The organism is Micromonospora sp. NPDC049051 (assembly GCF_043197575.1).
Classification (GTDB): Bacteria; Actinomycetota; Actinomycetes; order Mycobacteriales; family Micromonosporaceae; genus Micromonospora.
On record NZ_JBICTL010000001.1, the window covers coordinates 531,101 to 547,031 of the forward strand.

The 15,931-nt window shown below is 74.1% G+C and carries 20 protein-coding genes; 12 read left to right on the forward strand and 8 right to left on the reverse strand.

The features are described 5' to 3' along the window. Window positions 1-39 precede the first annotated feature (39 nt). Window positions 40-1,359, forward strand: a complete 1,320-nt coding sequence (locus ACGFIR_RS02580; protein WP_393142832.1) for a benzoate/H(+) symporter BenE family transporter — start codon at window positions 40-42, stop codon at window positions 1,357-1,359. Between the two features lie 160 nt (window positions 1,360-1,519). Here the strand turns inward: ACGFIR_RS02580 and ACGFIR_RS02585 are convergent, their stop codons facing one another. The 4 genes from ACGFIR_RS02585 to ACGFIR_RS02600 all read right to left on the reverse strand — a co-directional run bounded on the left by ACGFIR_RS02585 (window position 1,520) and on the right by ACGFIR_RS02600 (window position 3,515). After that, a complete protein-coding gene (locus ACGFIR_RS02585) occupies window positions 1,520-1,894 on the reverse strand; it encodes a hypothetical protein (protein WP_393001178.1) in 375 nt (124 codons plus the stop codon). 105 nt (window positions 1,895-1,999) lie between these two features. Further along, window positions 2,000-2,236, reverse strand: a complete 237-nt coding sequence (locus ACGFIR_RS02590) for a hypothetical protein (RefSeq protein WP_393001177.1) — start codon at window positions 2,234-2,236, stop codon at window positions 2,000-2,002. A gap of 82 nt (window positions 2,237-2,318) precedes the next feature. Next, window positions 2,319-2,792: a large conductance mechanosensitive channel protein MscL gene (mscL, locus tag ACGFIR_RS02595; RefSeq protein ID WP_393001175.1), complete on the reverse strand. Its 474-nt coding sequence runs from the start codon at window positions 2,790-2,792 to the stop codon at window positions 2,319-2,321. A 39-nt stretch (window positions 2,793-2,831) separates the two neighbouring features. Continuing rightward, window positions 2,832-3,515 carry a FadR/GntR family transcriptional regulator gene (locus ACGFIR_RS02600; RefSeq protein ID WP_393142834.1) on the reverse strand — a complete coding sequence of 228 codons (684 nt, stop codon included), beginning with the start codon at window positions 3,513-3,515 and terminating at the stop codon, window positions 2,832-2,834. Between the two features lie 50 nt (window positions 3,516-3,565). On the opposite strand from ACGFIR_RS02600, the gene ACGFIR_RS02605 reads away from it, so the two are divergent. Further along, entirely contained in the window at window positions 3,566-4,879 is a 1,314-nt protein-coding gene (locus ACGFIR_RS02605; RefSeq protein ID WP_393142836.1) for an MFS transporter, read from the forward strand. Between the two features lie 10 nt (window positions 4,880-4,889). Here ACGFIR_RS02605 and ACGFIR_RS02610 read toward each other — a convergent pair whose 3' ends face one another. Then, window positions 4,890-5,246 carry an STAS domain-containing protein gene (locus ACGFIR_RS02610; RefSeq protein ID WP_393001169.1) on the reverse strand — a complete coding sequence of 119 codons (357 nt, stop codon included), beginning with the start codon at window positions 5,244-5,246 and terminating at the stop codon, window positions 4,890-4,892. Between the two features lie 162 nt (window positions 5,247-5,408). On the opposite strand from ACGFIR_RS02610, the gene ACGFIR_RS02615 reads away from it, so the two are divergent. Genes ACGFIR_RS02615 through ACGFIR_RS02640 form a run of 6 tightly spaced genes read left to right on the forward strand, consistent with a single transcriptional unit; the run spans window position 5,409 to window position 11,010 of the window. Beyond that, the gene (locus ACGFIR_RS02615; protein WP_393001167.1) at window positions 5,409-6,266 is read left to right on the forward strand and encodes an STAS domain-containing protein; all 858 of its coding nucleotides are present in this window, start codon (window positions 5,409-5,411) and stop codon (window positions 6,264-6,266) included. Beyond that, window positions 6,266-6,679, forward strand: coding sequence for an STAS domain-containing protein (locus ACGFIR_RS02620; RefSeq protein ID WP_393001165.1), 414 nt, complete (start codon window positions 6,266-6,268; stop codon window positions 6,677-6,679). The genes ACGFIR_RS02615 and ACGFIR_RS02620 overlap by 1 nt, the downstream gene beginning before the upstream one ends. Beyond that, a complete protein-coding gene (locus ACGFIR_RS02625; protein WP_393001163.1) occupies window positions 6,676-7,095 on the forward strand; it encodes an ATP-binding protein in 420 nt (139 codons plus the stop codon). The genes ACGFIR_RS02620 and ACGFIR_RS02625 overlap by 4 nt, the downstream gene beginning before the upstream one ends. Further along, the gene (locus ACGFIR_RS02630; protein WP_393142838.1) at window positions 7,083-8,111 is read left to right on the forward strand and encodes a SpoIIE family protein phosphatase; all 1,029 of its coding nucleotides are present in this window, start codon (window positions 7,083-7,085) and stop codon (window positions 8,109-8,111) included. Before ACGFIR_RS02625 ends, ACGFIR_RS02630 begins: the two co-directional genes overlap by 13 nt. Before the next feature lie 29 nt (window positions 8,112-8,140). After that, complete coding sequence (locus tag ACGFIR_RS02635) at window positions 8,141-9,469, forward strand: ATP-binding protein (protein ID WP_393143718.1); 1,329 nt, start codon at window positions 8,141-8,143, stop codon at window positions 9,467-9,469. A gap of 2 nt (window positions 9,470-9,471) precedes the next feature. Continuing rightward, entirely contained in the window at window positions 9,472-11,010 is a 1,539-nt protein-coding gene (locus ACGFIR_RS02640) for a SpoIIE family protein phosphatase (RefSeq protein ID WP_393001159.1), read from the forward strand. Between the two features lie 25 nt (window positions 11,011-11,035). Here the strand turns inward: ACGFIR_RS02640 and ACGFIR_RS02645 are convergent, their stop codons facing one another. After that, window positions 11,036-11,983, reverse strand: coding sequence for a DUF6597 domain-containing transcriptional factor (locus ACGFIR_RS02645; protein ID WP_393142840.1), 948 nt, complete (start codon window positions 11,981-11,983; stop codon window positions 11,036-11,038). A gap of 31 nt (window positions 11,984-12,014) precedes the next feature. Between ACGFIR_RS02645 and ACGFIR_RS02650 the strand changes: the two genes are divergently transcribed. Then, window positions 12,015-12,590: a TIGR03086 family metal-binding protein gene (locus ACGFIR_RS02650; protein ID WP_393142842.1), complete on the forward strand. Its 576-nt coding sequence runs from the start codon at window positions 12,015-12,017 to the stop codon at window positions 12,588-12,590. A gap of 2 nt (window positions 12,591-12,592) precedes the next feature. On the opposite strand, the gene ACGFIR_RS02655 is transcribed toward ACGFIR_RS02650, so the two are convergent. Then, window positions 12,593-12,778, reverse strand: a complete 186-nt coding sequence (locus ACGFIR_RS02655) for a hypothetical protein (protein ID WP_393001153.1) — start codon at window positions 12,776-12,778, stop codon at window positions 12,593-12,595. Between the two features lie 29 nt (window positions 12,779-12,807). After that, window positions 12,808-13,767 carry a helix-turn-helix transcriptional regulator gene (locus tag ACGFIR_RS02660; protein ID WP_393001152.1) on the reverse strand — a complete coding sequence of 320 codons (960 nt, stop codon included), beginning with the start codon at window positions 13,765-13,767 and terminating at the stop codon, window positions 12,808-12,810. A gap of 61 nt (window positions 13,768-13,828) precedes the next feature. Here ACGFIR_RS02660 and ACGFIR_RS02665 point away from each other — a divergent pair, with 61 nt between their 5' ends. From ACGFIR_RS02665 to ACGFIR_RS02675, 3 genes are all read left to right on the forward strand, one after another. After that, entirely contained in the window at window positions 13,829-14,407 is a 579-nt protein-coding gene (locus tag ACGFIR_RS02665; protein ID WP_393001150.1) for a DinB family protein, read from the forward strand. Between the two features lies 1 nt (window position 14,408). Continuing rightward, window positions 14,409-14,846, forward strand: a complete 438-nt coding sequence (locus ACGFIR_RS02670) for a VOC family protein (RefSeq protein WP_393142844.1) — start codon at window positions 14,409-14,411, stop codon at window positions 14,844-14,846. 92 nt (window positions 14,847-14,938) lie between these two features. After that, window positions 14,939-15,880, forward strand: a complete 942-nt coding sequence (locus tag ACGFIR_RS02675) for a threonine/serine dehydratase (protein ID WP_393142846.1) — start codon at window positions 14,939-14,941, stop codon at window positions 15,878-15,880. Window positions 15,881-15,931 lie beyond the last annotated feature (51 nt).

Genomic DNA, 15,931 nt, shown 5'->3' on the forward strand with positions numbered 1-15,931 from the left:
CACGTTTCTGTTCCATAAACGGAACGATCGGGGGGTGGGATGGCGGGACGGACGCAACCGGTGCTGGCGGGCGTGGTGACCGCGCTGGTCGGATTCGCCAGCTCGTTCACGGTGGTGCTGGCCGGCCTGCGGGCCGTGGGCGCCTCGGACGCGCAGGCCGCCTCCGGGCTGCTCGCGGTGTGCGTGGCCTCCGGGGTCTCCGCCGTGTGGCTGGGCCTGCGGCACCGGATCCCGATGAGCATCGCCTGGTCCACCCCCGGCGCGGCGCTGCTGGTCGCCACGGGCGCGATGCCCGGCGGATGGCCCGTCGCCGTCGGGGCGTTCCTCGTCTCGGGCGCGCTGATCGTGGCCGCCGGGCTGTTCCCCGCGCTCGGGCGGGCCGTCGCGGCGATCCCCCGGCCGGTCGCGGGCGCGATGCTCGCCGGGGTCCTGCTGCCGCTCTGCACCGCCCCCGTACGCGCGCTCGTCGAGGTGCCCCGGCTGGCCGTCCCCGTGGTGCTGGCCTGGTTGCTGCTGCACCGGTTCGCCCGGCGGTGGGCGGTGCCGGGTGCGCTGGCCGTCGCGGTGGCGGCGATCGCGCTGACCACCCCGGTCTCCGGGCTCGGTGGCGCGCGGCTGCTGCCCGTGGTCGAGCTGACCGCCCCGGCCTGGAACGTCTCCGCGATGGTCGGCCTGGCGCTGCCGCTCTTCCTGGTCACCATGGCCGCGCAGAACGTACCCGGGATGGCGGTGCTGGTCGGCTACGGCTACCGGCCGCCCTTCGGTGCCGCGCTGCGCGCCACGGGGCTGACCACCGTGCTCGCCGCGCCCGCCGGCGGGCACGCGGTCAATCTCGCCGCGATCACCGCCGCGCTGGCCGCCGGCCCCGACGCCCACCCGGACCCGGGCCGCCGCTGGATCGCCTCGGTGACCGCCGGGACCGGGCTGGCCCTGCTGGGGCTGGGCGCCGGGGCGGCCACCGCGCTGGTCGCGCTCGCCCCGCCGGTGCTGATCGAGGCGGTGGCCGGGCTGGCGCTGCTGGGCGCGCTGGCCACCGCGCTCACCTCGGCGCTGGCGGAGCCGGCGGCCCGGGAGGCCGCGGTGGTCACCTTCGTGGTCACCGCCTCCGGAGTGACCCTGCTCGGCGTGGGCGGCGCGTTCTGGGGCCTGGTCGCGGGCGGGGTGATGCTCCTGCTCTTCCGCCAGCGCTCCGGCGGGCCGGCCGCGCCGGAACCGGCGGTCGAACCCGCCGCGCCCGGGCTGGCGTCACCTGGGCCAGCGTCGCCCGGGTCGGAGTCCGTCGCGGTTGCCGGGCCGCCGAGCGGCGTGCACCAGCCGGGCGATCGCGGCCGGGTCGGCGGGCGGTCCGGCGGCACCTGAGCGTCCACGAGCGCTGTCGAGCTGAATCGTCTACGACATCAGCGTGAGTCGGTCTACGACATCAGCGTGAGTCGTCTACGACATCAGCTCGACAGCGTGCGGCGAGCCTGCCCGGTGCTGACGACGTGCCCACACCCGGCGGCATATCGGACGGGCCCCGCTACTCCTCGGGCGGCAGGTCGCGGGCCGGGACGTCGAGGCGTACCTGGTCGTCGGTGACGGCGGCGATCTGCTCGGCGAGCACGTACACCGCGCCGGTGCGGACGAGGTCGGTGGAGACCTTCAGGTAGCCGCTGTGCAGCAGCCGGGCCGCCAGGTCGGCCGGTACGTCCGGCTCCTCGACGGCCGTCGACTCGATCAGCTCGTCCAGGCTGCTGCCCGGGTCGGCGGTCGGCGCCTGCACGGTCACCGCGTTCGGGTCACCCCGCTGGACCAGGTCGACGGTCCCGAACTCGGTGCCGTCGGCGTCGATCACCCGCATGCCCGTGGTGACCCGGGAAACTGTCGCCTGTCGCTCGGTGCCCTGCTGCTCCATCCTGGCGCGGTTCCCGGACCCCGCTCCGACTAAACCATCGTCGAGATCTTGGACAGTTTCGTTCGGCCCGAGCGGCAACTGTCCAAGATCTCGGGCGGTGGCCGTTCACCAGGCGGTCGGGGGGCGGGGGGAGAGCTCGCGCCACGTGTCGGTGCCCTGGAGCAGCGCCCGGACCGTCTCCTCGGCCTCGTCGGCGGTGTCGTGCTCGTAGAAGCGGGAGACGCCCTCGGAGCCGCCGGCGCGCTGCTCGACGTGCCACCGGTCGCCGTCCACGCGGAGGAAGACGTCGCGCCGGGCCAGCCGGCCCCATTTCCCGTTCCACCAGTGCTTCCGCTGCTCCATGACGGGGACTCTATCGAACATGCGTACGAAAAAGTCCGGCCCCTGCGGGAATCCCGCAGGGGCCGATGTGCGTGTGCCGGGTTCAGCGCATGGTGGGCGGTTCCTGCCGGCGGCCGAGCACGTCGTCGAGCGCGCCGCGCTGCTGCCCGGGGGTGGTGTGGCCGGCGGCGACCAGGGCGTCGCGGATCTCGGTGAGCAGCCTGACCTCCTCGCTCGGCGCCTTCGGCGGCGGCTCCTCGCCCCGCTTGCGCCGCTCGGCCAGCTTGTTCATTGGGAACACTACGAGGAAGTAGAGCGCCGCCGCGGTGAGCAGGAAGGTGATCAGCGCGTTGACGAACGCGATCCAGTCGAAGGCGATGCCACGGAACATCGGGGCGGTGCCGGCGAGGCCCTTGTCGCTGCCGGTGATGAGCAGCACGAAGACTCTGATCATCGGTTCCAGGAACGACTTGGTGAGCTGGGTGACCACGCCCGTGAACGCGGCGCCGATGACGACACCGACCGCCAGGTCGACGACGTTGCCGCGCATGATGAAGTCTTTGAATCCCTTGAGCATCCGTACTCCTGAGGTGTCCGCTCTTCCGTCCGGCCCAACCTATGCCCCTGGTGTGGGCTCCAGAAAAGCGCCGGCCTCGGTCGCCGCCAGGCCGGGATCGCCGGCCCGGATCGCCTCGACCAGCCGGGAGTGGTCGACGTAGCGTTCCGGCTCCAGCGCGTCGCCCATCGACTGGGCGACCGTGTGGCGCAGCGCGGTGCCGACGGAGGCGTACAGCTCGGCGAGCATGCCGTTGTGCGCCGCCGCGACCACGGCGGTGTGCAGCGCCGCGTCGGCCTCCACGAACTCGTCGACCCGGCCGCCGCGCCAGGCCGCCTCGCGGGCGGCGAGCGCGCCGTCCAGGGCCGCCAGGTCCTCCGTCGTACGCCGTAGCGCGGCGAGCCGGGCGGCCTCCACCTCGAAGGCGCGACGCACCTCGACCACCTCGGCCATCCGGTCGGCGGTGAGCCGGCGCGCCACCACCGGGGCCAGTTCGTCGGTCGACACCACGTACGTCCCCGAGCCCTGCCGGCACTCCAACACCCCGGCGTGGGCCAGCGCGCGTACCGCCTCGCGGACCGTGTTGCGCCCCACACCGAGCGCCGCGACCAGTTGCGGCTCGGTGGGGATCCGCTCGCCGACCGGCCACTCGCCGCCGAGGATCCGCTCCCTGAGCTGCGCGATGGTCTGCCGCACCCGGTGTCCCCGGGGCGGCGCGGCGGGGGAATCAGCCGACGGTGGCACTGGTTACAACACCCGCCAGGAATTCATCCCATGATTGTAGGTTCGGACGCATGACCCCGCCAACCACCGCCGCCCCGGCCGTCTCCCTCGACGCCGGCGCCCCGCCGTCCCCCGCCGGCCCGGCACCGGACGCGGGCACCCGGCCGGACGGCGTGCCCACCCCCGCGCCGGCCGGCCCGGTCACCGGTGGGCTGCTCGTACTCGTCGGGATGCTGCTCGTGGCGCTCAACCTGCGGGCCGCGATCACCAGCCTCGGCGCCCTGCTCGACGAGGTACGCGACGGCCTGGCCCTCTCCGGTGCGCTGGCCGGGTTCGTGACCACCCTGCCCGCGGTGGCCTTCGCCGTCTTCGGGTCGCTCACCCCCCGGCTGGTCCGCCGGCACTCCCCGGCCCGGGTGCTGGTGGTGGCGATGCTGATCCTCGCCGCCGGGCAGCTCGTCCGGGTCGGTACGGGCTCCGCGCTGGTCTTCATCGCCGGCAGCGCCCTCGCGCTGGCCGGGATCGCGGTGGCGAACGTCCTGCTCCCGCTCCTGGTCAAGCAGTACTTCCCGCACCGCGTCGGGCTGGTCACCGGGGCGTACTCGATGACGTTGACGGCGGGCGCGACGGTGGCCGCCGCGGCGGCGGTGCCCGTGGCGCACCTCTTCGGCACCTGGCGGGCCGGTCTCGCCGTCTGGGCCGGGCTGGCCCTGGTGGCCGTACTCCCGTGGGTGCCGCTGGCGCTGCGGGCGCGCGCGGCCCGGCGGGCGGCGACCCCGACGGTGGTGGCGTCCCGCCCCCGCCGGATCCGGCCGGGACGGACCCGGCTCGGCTGGGCGATGGCGGTCTACTTCGGAACGCAGTCGCTGGGCGCCTACGCGATCATGGGCTGGCTCGCCCAGCTCTTCCGCGACGCCGGCTACCGGCCGCAGGACGCCGGCCTGCTGCTCGCCGGGGTGACGGCGCTGGGCGTGCCGATCGCGCTGCTGATGCCGACCCTGGCCGGGCGGCTACGCACCCTGCACCCGCTGGTGCTCACGCTCTCCGCCGCGATGGCGCTCGCCTACGTCGGGATGGCCGTCGCGCCGTACGAAGGGGCGCTGCTGTGGGTGGTGCTGCTCGCGATCGGGCAGAGCGCCTTCCCGATGATCCTGGCCACCATCGGGCTGCGCGCACGGACCGCCGACGGGACCGTGGCGCTCTCCGCGTTCAGCCAGAGCGTCGGCTACCTCATCGCCGCGCTGGGGCCGCTGCTGGTGGGCACGCTCTACGGGACGACCGGCGGCTGGACCGCCCCGATCGGTCTCCTGCTGGTGGCACTCGCCGTGCAGACCGGCGCGGGCATGGTGATAGCCCGTCCCCGACACATCGAGGACGAGGCGTGAGGGGCGAGCGTCAGGAGGACGCCGGGGCGGAGTCGCCGGCCACGGCCTCGTCGACGGTCGGGTAGGTGTGCAGCACCTCGACGAGGCCGCTGACCTCCAGGATGCGGAGCACCCCGCGCTGCGGGGCGGCCAGCCGCACCACGCCGCCCGCCTCGTCGCAGCTGTTCTTGGCCCGGACGAACACCGACAGCCCCGTGGAGTCGCAGAACGAGACGTTCGCCAGGTCGAAGACGAGCCGGCTGCGACCCTTGTCGAGCAGGTCGGTGATCTGGTCCTGCAACTGCGGTGCGGTCGCCATGTCCAACTCGCCTGCGACCGAGACGACGACCACGTCGCCGCGCTGTTCCGTGTGCACCGTCAAGGACATTCGCCAGACCTCCTGTTATCGGGGAAACGGTATCCCACGATCGGGGTGGTACGCAGAACGGGAGCCGGGATCCGGTGGCCGCCCCCATTCGTTTGCCGTGCGGCAAGTAGCGGTCCGACCCCCGGTGATAGAGTCCGCCGTCGAGGTCGAAGGGGGTTCACCATGGCGTTGAGCGCCGAGGAAAGCAGCCGCTTGGCCGGTCTGCTGACCGATCACGCCGAACGGATCACGCACCGCTGGACGGAAATCGTCGCCGCGTCCCTGCGCGGACGACTCAGCCAGGGGGAGCTGCGCCGGCAGCTGCAGGAGCTGCATTCTAGCATGATCACCGCCAGCACCCAGGGCGCCGTCGACCTCGACTCCGAGCACGCCACGGAGCTGCGCGCCGTGCTCTCCGAGCTGTCCCGCGGGCGCGCCCGGCAGGGCTTCTCCGCCTCCGAGACCGCCATCAGCGTGTTCTCCTTCAAGGAGGTGCTGCTGGAGCTGCTGGAGGGTGAGGGCGGCCCGGACAAGCTCCGCGACTACGTCGCCTTCACCGGCCTGATCGACCAGATGGGGCTCTTCACCTTCGAGAGCTTCGTACGCACCCGCGAGAGCCTCATCGCCGACCAGGCGGAGCAGTTGCTGGAGCTGTCCACCCCGGTGGTGAAGCTCTGGGAGGGCGTGGTCGCCGTGCCGCTGGTCGGCACCCTCGACTCGGCCCGGGCCCAGGTGGTGATGGAGCGGCTGCTCCAGACCCTGGTCGACACCGGCTCGCCCTACGCGATCATCGACATCACCGGCGTACCGGCGGTGGACACCCAGGTCGCCCAGCACATCCTCAAGACCGTGGTGGCCGCCCGGCTGATGGGCGCCGACTGCATCATCTCCGGCATCCGGCCGCAGATCGCGCAGACCATCGTGGCCCTGGGCATCGAGTTCGGCGACATCGCCACCAAGGCCAGCCTCGCCGACGCGCTGCGGCACGTGCTCCGGCTCACCGGGGTCGAGACCGGCCGCCGCCAGCGCCGGGAGGCCTGATGGAACGGGTGCCGATCCTCAAGATCGGCGACATCCTGCTGGTCTCCATCCAGGTCGACATGTCCGACCAGACGGCGGTCCAGCTCCAGGAGGACCTCGCGGAGCGGATCGTCGCCACCGGCTGCCACGGCGTGATCATCGACATCACCGCCCTGGACATCGTCGACTCCTTCGTCGGGCGGATGCTGTCGACGATCGCCTCGATCTCCAAGGTGCTCGACGCGGAGACGGTCGTGGTCGGGATGCGTCCCGCCGTCGCCATCACCCTGGTCGAGCTGGGCCTGTCGCTCAACGGCATCCGGACGGCGCTCAACGTCGAACGGGGCATGGAGTTGATCGCCGCGGCCCACGCCGACGAGCACGAGCCCGAGTTCGACGAGGAACCGGACGCCGAGACGACGGCGTTGTCATGACCGCCGGAGTCGACCTGGGCCAGCCGCAGGCGCAGGCGATCCGCAGCGACGAGGACGTGGTCCGCGTCCGGCAGCTGGTGCGTACGGTGTCGGTGGCGGTCAAGCTCTCGCTGGTCGACCAGACCAAGGTCGTCACCGCGGCGAGCGAGCTGGCCCGCAACACCCTGGTCTACGGCGGTGGCGGCACGGTCGAGGTGGCCAGCGTGGACAACGGCCGGCGCAGGGGCGTACGGATCGTCTTCGCCGACGCCGGTCCGGGCATCGCCGACCTCGACCTGGCACTGACCGACGGCTACACCACGGGCGGCGGGCTGGGCCTCGGGCTCAGCGGCGCACGCCGGCTGGTCGACGAGTTCGACATCCAGACCGCCGTGGGTGAGGGAACCCGGATCACCGTCACCAAGTGGTCCCGGTGAACGACGACGCGGTCTCCGACCGCGGGGTCTGGTTCCGGGTCGAGAGCGGCAGCGCGGCCAGCACGGTGCGCCGGGCCGCCGAACGGCTCGGCAACCAGCTCGACCTGGGTGCCGACCGCATCGCCGACCTGTCCATCGTCGCCGCCGAGCTGACCAGCAACCTGGTCAAGCACGCCGACGACGGCGTCCTGCTGCTGCGGCCGGTGCGGCGCGACGGGGAGGCCGGCGTGGAGCTGATCGCCCTCGACACCGGGCCGGGGATGGCCGACCTCACCGCCTCCTCCCGCGACGGGCACTCCACCGCCGGGACGCTCGGCATCGGTCTCGGCGCGATCGTCCGGCAGGCCAACTGGTTCGACGGCTACTCCCGACCGGAGCGCGGCACGGTCCTCACCGTCCAGATCTGGCCGAATGACGCCGGCGGGCCCGAGCGGCCCTGGGTCGGCGCCCTCACCCGGCCGCTGGCCGGGGAGTCGGTCAGCGGCGACGGGTACGCGTGGCGGATCGTCGACGGCCGGCGTCAGGTGCTCGTCTGCGACGGCCTGGGGCACGGGCCGCTCGCCTCCGCCGCCACCGACGCCGCGCTCGACGCGTTCCGGAAGGCGCCGGCGGGGGCGCCGTCGGCGGTCGTCGCGCACCTGCACCGCTCGATGTCGCACACCCGGGGCGCGGCGCTGGCCGTGGCCGAGCCGGATCCGTCGGCCGGGGTGCTGCGCTACTCGGGGCTCGGCAACATCTCCGCCGCCGTCATCGACGCGGACGGCAAACGGCGGGGCCTGGTCTCGCTACCCGGCATCGCGGGGCACCAACGCCCCCCGATCCGGGAGTACGACTACCCCTTCGGGACCGACGCCCTGCTGGTCATGCACAGTGACGGGGTGGTGGACCGCTGGCAGCTCGCCGACTACCCCGGTCTCGTCGACCGGTCGCCCCTGGTGGTGGCCGCGACGTTGCTGCGGGACGCCGGCACGCGCCGCGACGACGCCTGCGTCCTGGCCGTGCGGGCGTGGCCGTGACCGGGTCCACCGGGGCGCCGCTGCTGACGATGGCGCTGCGGGTCGAACACGACATCTTCGTCGTGCGGCAGCGGGGCCGCGAGGTCGCCGCCGCCGTCGGGCTGGAGCACCAGGACCAGGTACGCATCGCCACGGCGCTCAGCGAGGTGGCCCGGGACCTGCTGCACTCGGCCGGCGGGGCGGAGGTGGCGTTCGTCCTCGTCCACGACGCCGTCGACGGCAGGCGGCACCTGCGGGTGGACCTCCTCCCGGTGCGCCCGCTGCCCGGCGGCCGGTACGAGCCGCAGTCCGGGGCCGTGGCGCGCCTGGTGGACAAGTTGGGCGTGGTGACGCGGGAAGGGGATACGGTCGTGAGGATGTCCCGACGTGTTCCGGTCGCCGCCGCGGTGCTGACCCCCGAGCGCCTCGCCGAGCTGCGCGCCGAGCTCGACCGGAACGCCCCGGGCAGCGCCCTGGACGAGTTGGCCGCCCAGAACGCGCAGCTCATCGCCGCCCTCGACGAGGTACGCAGCCAGCGCGACGAGCTGGCCGTCCTGAACGAGGAGCTGGCCGAGACCAACCGTGGGGTGATGGCGCTCTACAACCAGCTCACCGAGGAGCTGGAGGAGACCAACCGCGGCGTGGTGGCCCTCTACGCCGAGCTGGACGAGAAGTCCGCCCAGCTGCGCGCGGCGAGCGAGTCGAAGAGCCGGTTCCTGGCGAACGTCAGCCACGAGCTGCGGGCACCGGTCACCGCCATCATGGGGCTGGGGCGGCTGCTGGGCGACTCCGCCTCCGATCCGCTCACCGCCGAGCAGGCCCGCCAGGTCGGGCTGATCCGCTCCTCGGCGGGTGACCTCCTCACGCTGGTCAACGAGCTGCTCGACCTGGCCAAGGCGGAGTCGGGCCGGATCGAGCCGGACTGGGCCGAGGTCGACCTGCGGCCGGTCTTCGGCCAGCTGCGCGGCACGCTCCGGGCCCTGGCCACCCGGCCCGAGGTGGAGCTGGTGGTGGAGGAGCCGCCCCTTCCGGCGACGCTGCGCACCGACGAGGTGCTGCTCGCCCAGGTCCTGCGCAACCTGCTGCACAACGGACTCAAGTTCACCGAGCGCGGGGAGGTCCGGCTGCGGGCGGAACGGCACGACGACCGGTGGTCGCTCGCCGTCTCCGACACCGGCGCGGGCATCCCCCCGGAGCTGCACGAACGGATCTTCGAGGAGTTCTACCAGGTGCCCGGCACGACCCGGGTGGGCGGCACCGGCCTCGGCCTGCCGTACGCGCGGCGGTTGGTGACCATGCTCGGCGGCTCCCTCGTGGTCTCCAGCGAGCCGGGCCGGGGCAGCACGTTCACGGTCACCCTGCCCGTGGGAGGAGCGTGACGGTGGAGGGTGGCCCGGCGACGGTGCTGGTGGTCGACGACAGCCCCACCAAGCGCTACCTCCTGGTCAGCTGGCTGTCCCGGGCGGGTTTCACCGTGCTGGAGGCCGAGACGGGCACCGAGGCGCTGGCCCGCGTCGAGGTGGTACCGGTCGACCTCGTGGTGCTCGACGTGCGGCTGCCCGACCTGAACGGGTTCGAGGTCTGCGAACGGATCAAGGCGGCGCACCCGGCGTTGCCGGTGATCCACGTGTCCGCGCACGCGGTAGACGTGGTGGACCGGGCGCAGGGGCTGACCCGGGGCGCGGACGCGTACCTGGCCGAGCCGATCGAGCCGGAGGAACTGGTCGCCACCTCCCACGCGGTGCTGCGCTACTACCGGGCCCGGCAGCGCGCGGAACTGCTCGCCGAGCGGCTGCTCGGGCTGGCCGACACCACACTGGCGGTGCACTCCGCCCCGAACTTCGCGCGCCTGCTGGAGGAGGCGGCGGCCGGCGCCGCGCAGATCTTCAGGAGCCCGGCCGCCGTGGTCGCCGAGACGTTCGACGGCGACTGTCTCGCCGGGATCGCGGCCGGCCCCGACAGCACGGCCACGATCGTCCCGTGGATCGTCGACGACTCCGGGGTGCCGACCGGGACGAGGGTCCAGGTGGACGAGCCGGCCGCCTGGGGCCTGGTCGACTGGCCGACGGACGACACGGTGACGGTGGCCGCCGCCCGGCTGCGTGAGGACCGCGCGCCGCTCTACGTGGTCGTGCCCACCGCCACGCAGACCGCCCGCACCCCCGTGCTGCGGCAGCTCGCCCAGGCGGTGGCGGCGGCCGTGGAGGCGCAGCGCTCCTTCGACGAGGAGCACCGCATCGCGGTCACCCTCCAGCGCAGCCTGCTGCCGCGCCGGATTCCGGAGATCAACGGACTCGACCTGGCCGTGCGGTACGAGCCGGCGAGCGCGCAGACCGAGGTGGGCGGCGACTTCTACGAGCTGGTGATGCTCGACGGCCACCTGCTGCTGGCGATCGGCGACGTGGCGGGCCACTCGCTGCACGCCGCGACCGTGATGGCCGAGCTACGGCACGCGGTGCGGGCGTACGCGGTGGAGGGGCACCAGCCGGGCGAGATCCTGGACCGGGTCAACGAACTCATGCGTACGTTGCTCCCCAACGAGCTGGCCACGATCTGCGTACTGCTGCTGCACCCGCCCAGCGGCCGGGTTCGGCTGGCCAGCGCCGGGCACCTGCCGCCGGCGCTCAGCATCGACGGCAAGGTGGAGTTCGTGCAGCACTCGGCCCCGCTGCTCGGGGTGCGCGCCCCCCGGCCGCCGGACCTGGAGTTCGTGCTGCCGGCCGGGGCGACGCTGGTGTTCTACACCGACGGGCTGATCGAGCGGCGGGACGTCACGATCGACGACGGGCTGGCCGCCCTGGCCGTGGCCGCCGGCCACATCGACGACGACCTGGACCGCTTCTGCGAGCGGCTCCTGGTCGAGCTGGCCCCGCCGGAGATCCACGACGACGTCGCCGTGGTGGCGCTGCGCCGCCGCTGACCGGTGGCGCCGGCGGGGCACCCGGTCAACGCCGGGCGGGCACTGCCCGTGAGGGGTGGCGGCCGGGCCGGCCGACCGAGTGGGCGTACGCGGCGGGGGAGACGCCGATGACGGCGCTGAAGTCGCGGACCAGGTGGGACTGGTCGCTGTAGCCGAGTTCCGCCGCGAGCCTCGCCCAGTCGAGCGGGCCGCCGGCCGCCTGCTCCACCGCCTCGTGCAGCCGGTACTGGCGGATCACCCACTTCGGGCCGACGCCGACGTACGCGAGGAACAGGCGTTGCAGCCGCCGGACGGACACGTCGCGTCGCCGGGCGAAGTCGTCCACCCGCCGTACCGTCCGGTCGGCGCGGATCGCCTCGACAAGCTCGATGACCTCGTCGGTGACCGGGTCCGCCTCCGGCGCCCAGCCGGTCAGCAGGTCGTCCAGCGCGCGGCAGCGCTCGGCGTCCGTACCGTCGCAGCGGCCGGCGGGCCCCGCGCCGCCGCCCGCCCTGCCGCCGTCCGACGCGATGCCATCCGCCGTGCTGACGCCCGACCCGATGCCGTGCGGCGCGGCGGCGACCAGGGCGGCGGCCGGCGGCCAGCGGTCGGCGAGCGACGACATCGGCCACCGCCGTCCGGTCAGCTCGGCGACCGGGCGTCCCCGCCAGAACGGGCGGAAGCCGCCCGGCCGGAACTGGACCCCGCTGACCCGGCCGGCGCCGGCGAGCGTGATCGAGAAGAGTTCCAGCCCGACGCCGGACACCTCGGCGGTCTCCGGGCCGGCACCGTCGCGCTGGAACACCACGTTGACCGCCGGGTGCGGCACGACCCGCTGCGTGAGCGGCTCGGGCAGCTCCCAGTCGACCAGCCAGTAGTGCTCGACGTACGGCCGGAGCGCGACGGCGGGCAGGTGCCGGCGGAAGTGGACCCGCCGCAGCAGCCGGGCCGGGTCCACGATGCCCCGGCTGTCCCCGCGCGGCTGGTGTCGCATTTTTTCAAGACCACCCTCATACGCTGGCCGTATGGCAACCCAGACTAGTGACCTGCTGGCGGCGGCCGCGTCGCCGACCGTGGCGGTGGTGCGCGCGATCGCCGACGAGCAGCTCGACCTGCCCACGCCGTGCCGCGGGTACGCGGTGCGCGACCTGCTCAACCACCTGTTCGAGGTGGTGGTGAACTTCCAGGCCCTGGCGGCGAAACGCCCCGTGGAGTGGGCGGACAAGCCCGACCACCTCACCGACGACGGCTGGCGCGACCGGTTCGCGGCCGAGACGCGGCGGCTGGCCGACGCCTGGTCCGACCCGTCGGCCCTGGAGGGCGTCTCGCCGGGGATGGGCATCCCGCAGGCCACCGTCGGCGGCATGGTGCTGCTGGACCTGACGGTGCACGGCTGGGACCTGGCCGCTGCGACCGGCCAGCCGTACCGGCCCGCCCCGGGGGCGGTGGCCGCGCTGCACGAGCTGGTCGCGCAGCTCGGGCCGAACGCCCGGAAGATGGGCATCTTCGCCGAGCAGGTGCCGGCCGACGCCGGGCTGTCGGGGCTCGACCGGCTGCTCTGCGACACCGGTCGCGACCCCGCCTGGTCTGCGTCCGCCTGACGTCAGCCGGCGGAGAAGAGGCCGGCGGAGAGCGCGAGCAGCGTCCCGGCGGCGGCGGAACAGCAGCACACGAGCAGGAACGCGACCACCGCGAGGATCGCCCAGACGCGCCGGTCGCGCGCCGCCGCCCGCCACCCCGACGCCGGTACGTCCTCTGCCGGCTCGTCGTCGTCCCCGGCCCCGGTCATCCCGGCAGTCTAGGTGCCCCGGGCGGGCGTCACCCGCTTCCCGCCATCGCCACGAGGCGGCGGGCGAGCCGGACAAGGGACTCCCGCAGCTCCGGAGGCTCAAGCACCTGCGCCTCGAAGCCCAACCGGGCCACGTGCAGGGCGAGCCAGTCCAGGTCCTCCCCGCCGACGACGAGTACGCACCACCCGTCGCGGTCGTCCTCGACGCGCCCCACCTGGGGCGGCACCAGCTCCCGCACCCGCTCGGGCCGGGCGTGCACCCGCACCCGGGCGACATGCCGGTACGGCGCCTCGGCCACGGAGCGCTGCACGTAGGCGCGCGGGTCCGGGTGCTCCCGCGCGCGGAAGCGCCAGGTCGTCGCCGCCACCTCGCGCATCCGGTCCAGCCGGAAGGTACGCCAGTCGTCGCGGTCGACGTCCCAGGCCATCAGGTACCAGCGGCGGCCGGTCGTGACCATCCGCACCGGTTCGACCGTGCGCCCGCGCTCCCCGCCGGCGCGGTCCGGGTAGCGGAACCGCACCCGTACGGCGTCGCGACAGGCCCGCGCGAGCGTCACCAGCAGCTCCCCGTCGATCTGCGCCGTGGGACCGACGAGGGTCTCGGTGGCGCCGTGCACCGCCCGGACCTCGGCGCGCAACCGGGCCGGCATCACCTGGTCGAGCTTCGTGAGCGCCCGCAGCGCCGCCTCGGCTGCCCCGGCGACCGTGCCCCCCGACGCCAGCCGCAGGGAGACCGCCGTCGCGATGGCCTCCTCGTCGTCGAGGAGCAGCGGCGGCAGCCGGCTGCCCGCGCCGAGCTGGTAGCCGCCGCCGACCCCCGCCGTCGCGTGCACGGGGTAGCCGATGGCGCGCAGCCGCTCCACGTCGCGGCGTACCGAGCGGTCGGTGACCCCCAGCTCGGCGGCCAGCTCGGCGGCGGTCCAGGACGGCCGCCGCTGCAACAACGCCAGCACCCGCAGTACCCGTTCGGTGGTCGCCTCGACGGTCACCCGCCGATCGTTGCACGGATAACGGAACGATCCTGTCCGCTATCCACGGGAGGCTGTGGTCATGACCGACTGGAACCCCCTGCTGCGCGAGCAGCTCGACTGGCACTGGACCAACCAGCTGCGCGGTCGTCTCGACGGCCTCACCGACGACGAGTACTTCTGGGAGCCGACGCCCGACTGCTGGAACGTGCGTCCGCGTGGCACCGGCACCGCACCGGTGCAGGCGGGGAGCGGCGCGATGACCATCGACTTCGCGATGCCGACGCCTGATCCGGCGCCGTTCACGACGATCGCCTGGCGGCTCGGGCACGTGATCGTCGGCGTGCTCGCGGTGCGCAACGCCGGGCACTTCGGTCGCGCGCCCACCGACTACCAGTCGTTCGAGTACGCCGCGACGGCGGCCGGGGCGCTGGCCCAGCTCGACCGGGAGTACGCGGCGTGGCGGGCCGGTGTCGAGTCCCTCGGCGAGACGGGCCTCGCCCGGCTGTGCGGGGAGGCGGAGAGCCCGTACGCCGACCTTCCGATGGCGACGCTGGTGCTGCACATCAACCGCGAGTTGATCCACCACCTGGCCGAAGTGTGCCTGCTGCGCGACCTCCACCTGCACAATCGACGGCAGACCCGACAGGAGACGAACTGAGATGGCCCGTGACGTCCAGATAACCTTCGATTGCGCCGACCCGGCCGGGTTGGCGGCGTTCTGGGCCGAGGCCCTCGGCTACCAGTTGCAGGGCCCGCCCGGGGACTTCCAGTCGTGGGAGCAGGCGCTGGAGGCGATGGGCGTGCCGCCCGAGCGCCGCAACGACGCCTCGGCCCTGGTCGACCCCGAGGGCTCCCGGCCGCGGCTGTTCTTCCAGCGGGTGCCGGAGGGCAAGCAGGCCAAGAACCGCGTACACCTCGATGTGCGCGCCGCCCCGGGGGCCGAGGGCGACGCGCGGATGGCCGCCCTGGAGGCCGAGGCCGAGCGGCTCGTCTCGCACGGCGCCACCCGGCTCAGGCGACACGAGCCCGAGCCCCCGCTCGGCGCCGGCCACATCGTGATGGCCGACCCCGAGGGCAACGAGTTCTGCCTCGACTGATCGGCCGGCGCGGCCCCGACCGCTGCCCTGAGCGCGACTTCGGGGGCGGCGGCGGGTCCGTCCACATCGACCGGATCGGGCAGGATGGGGCGATGGAGCTGGTCTCGATCACCGACGTCCGGGCCGCCGCCGCCGACATCGCGGGCACCGTGACGCGTACCCCGCTGCTGCGGACCGGATGGGACGCGGAGCTGTGGCTAAAGCCGGAGAGCCTGCAACCGGTGGGGTCGTTCAAGCTGCGCGGCGCGACCCACGCGATCGCCCGGCTCACCCCGGAGGAGCGGGCGCGCGGGGTGGTCACCCACTCCTCGGGCAACCACGGTCTGGCACTGGCGTACGCCGCCCGGGCGGCCGGCGTGCCGTGCCGGATCGTGGTGCCGGAGGGGGCCCCGGCGGCGAAGGTGGACCGGATCCGGGCACTGGGCGTGGAGGTGCTGCTGGTGCCGCCCCCGCAGCGCGGCCCGGAGGCCGAGCGGATCGCCGCGACGACGGGTGCGGTGCTGGTGCCGCCCTTCGACGACCGGCGGATCGTCGCCGGGCAGGGCACGGTCGGGCTGGAGATCGTCGAGGACCTGCCCGACGTCGACGTGGTGCTGGTGCCGGTGGGCGGCGGCGGGCTCTCCTCCGGCGTCGCCACGGCGGTCACGGCGGTGCGGCCGGCGGCGACGGTGATCGGGGTCGAGCCGGAACTCGCCGCCGACGCCCGGGAGTCGCTGGCGACCGGGTCGGTGGTGGTGTGGGGCGAGGAGCGCACCTACCGGACGATCGCCGACGGGCTGCGCCTGCCGCCGTCCGAGCTGACCCTCGCCCACCTGCGGGCCCGGCTCGACCGCATCGTCACGGTGACGGAGGAGGAGATCCGGGCCGCGATGGGCCGGCTGGTCCACGACGCACGCCTGGTCGTGGAGCCGAGCGGCGCGGTGGCCGTGGCCGCCCGGCTGTTCCACGCCGCCGAACTGCCGCCCGGTCGTACGGTCGCCGTGGTCACCGGCGGCAACGTCGACCCGGCGGTGCTGGCGGGCGTCCTGGGCTGAGCGTGTCGCCCGTCCTGCGCTGAGACGCCGGGCGTCCTGGGCTGGAAGTGC

What these genes read in the sequence shown, in the direction of transcription:
- ACGFIR_RS02635 (WP_393143718.1), top strand. Translation starts at nt 8,141, where the DNA reads ATGGCGCTGCGGGTCGAACACGACATCTTCGTCGTGCGGCAGCGGGGC.
- ACGFIR_RS02615 (WP_393001167.1), top strand. Translation starts at nt 5,409, where the DNA reads ATGGCGTTGAGCGCCGAGGAAAGCAGCCGCTTGGCCGGTCTGCTGACC.
- ACGFIR_RS02655 (WP_393001153.1), bottom strand. Translation starts at nt 12,778, where the DNA reads ATGACCGGGGCCGGGGACGACGACGAGCCGGCAGAGGACGTACCGGCG.
- ACGFIR_RS02625 (WP_393001163.1), top strand. Translation starts at nt 6,676, where the DNA reads ATGACCGCCGGAGTCGACCTGGGCCAGCCGCAGGCGCAGGCGATCCGC.
- ACGFIR_RS02580 (WP_393142832.1), top strand. Translation starts at nt 40, where the DNA reads ATGGCGGGACGGACGCAACCGGTGCTGGCGGGCGTGGTGACCGCGCTG.
- ACGFIR_RS02645 (WP_393142840.1), bottom strand. Translation starts at nt 11,983, where the DNA reads ATGCGACACCAGCCGCGCGGGGACAGCCGGGGCATCGTGGACCCGGCC.
- ACGFIR_RS02650 (WP_393142842.1), top strand. Translation starts at nt 12,015, where the DNA reads ATGGCAACCCAGACTAGTGACCTGCTGGCGGCGGCCGCGTCGCCGACC.
- ACGFIR_RS02605 (WP_393142836.1), top strand. Translation starts at nt 3,566, where the DNA reads ATGACCCCGCCAACCACCGCCGCCCCGGCCGTCTCCCTCGACGCCGGC.
- ACGFIR_RS02585 (WP_393001178.1), bottom strand. Translation starts at nt 1,894, where the DNA reads ATGGAGCAGCAGGGCACCGAGCGACAGGCGACAGTTTCCCGGGTCACC.
- mscL (WP_393001175.1), bottom strand. Translation starts at nt 2,792, where the DNA reads ATGCTCAAGGGATTCAAAGACTTCATCATGCGCGGCAACGTCGTCGAC.
- ACGFIR_RS02620 (WP_393001165.1), top strand. Translation starts at nt 6,266, where the DNA reads ATGGAACGGGTGCCGATCCTCAAGATCGGCGACATCCTGCTGGTCTCC.
- ACGFIR_RS02665 (WP_393001150.1), top strand. Translation starts at nt 13,829, where the DNA reads ATGACCGACTGGAACCCCCTGCTGCGCGAGCAGCTCGACTGGCACTGG.
- ACGFIR_RS02590 (WP_393001177.1), bottom strand. Translation starts at nt 2,236, where the DNA reads ATGGAGCAGCGGAAGCACTGGTGGAACGGGAAATGGGGCCGGCTGGCC.
- ACGFIR_RS02610 (WP_393001169.1), bottom strand. Translation starts at nt 5,246, where the DNA reads ATGTCCTTGACGGTGCACACGGAACAGCGCGGCGACGTGGTCGTCGTC.
- ACGFIR_RS02670 (WP_393142844.1), top strand. Translation starts at nt 14,409, where the DNA reads ATGGCCCGTGACGTCCAGATAACCTTCGATTGCGCCGACCCGGCCGGG.
- ACGFIR_RS02675 (WP_393142846.1), top strand. Translation starts at nt 14,939, where the DNA reads ATGGAGCTGGTCTCGATCACCGACGTCCGGGCCGCCGCCGCCGACATC.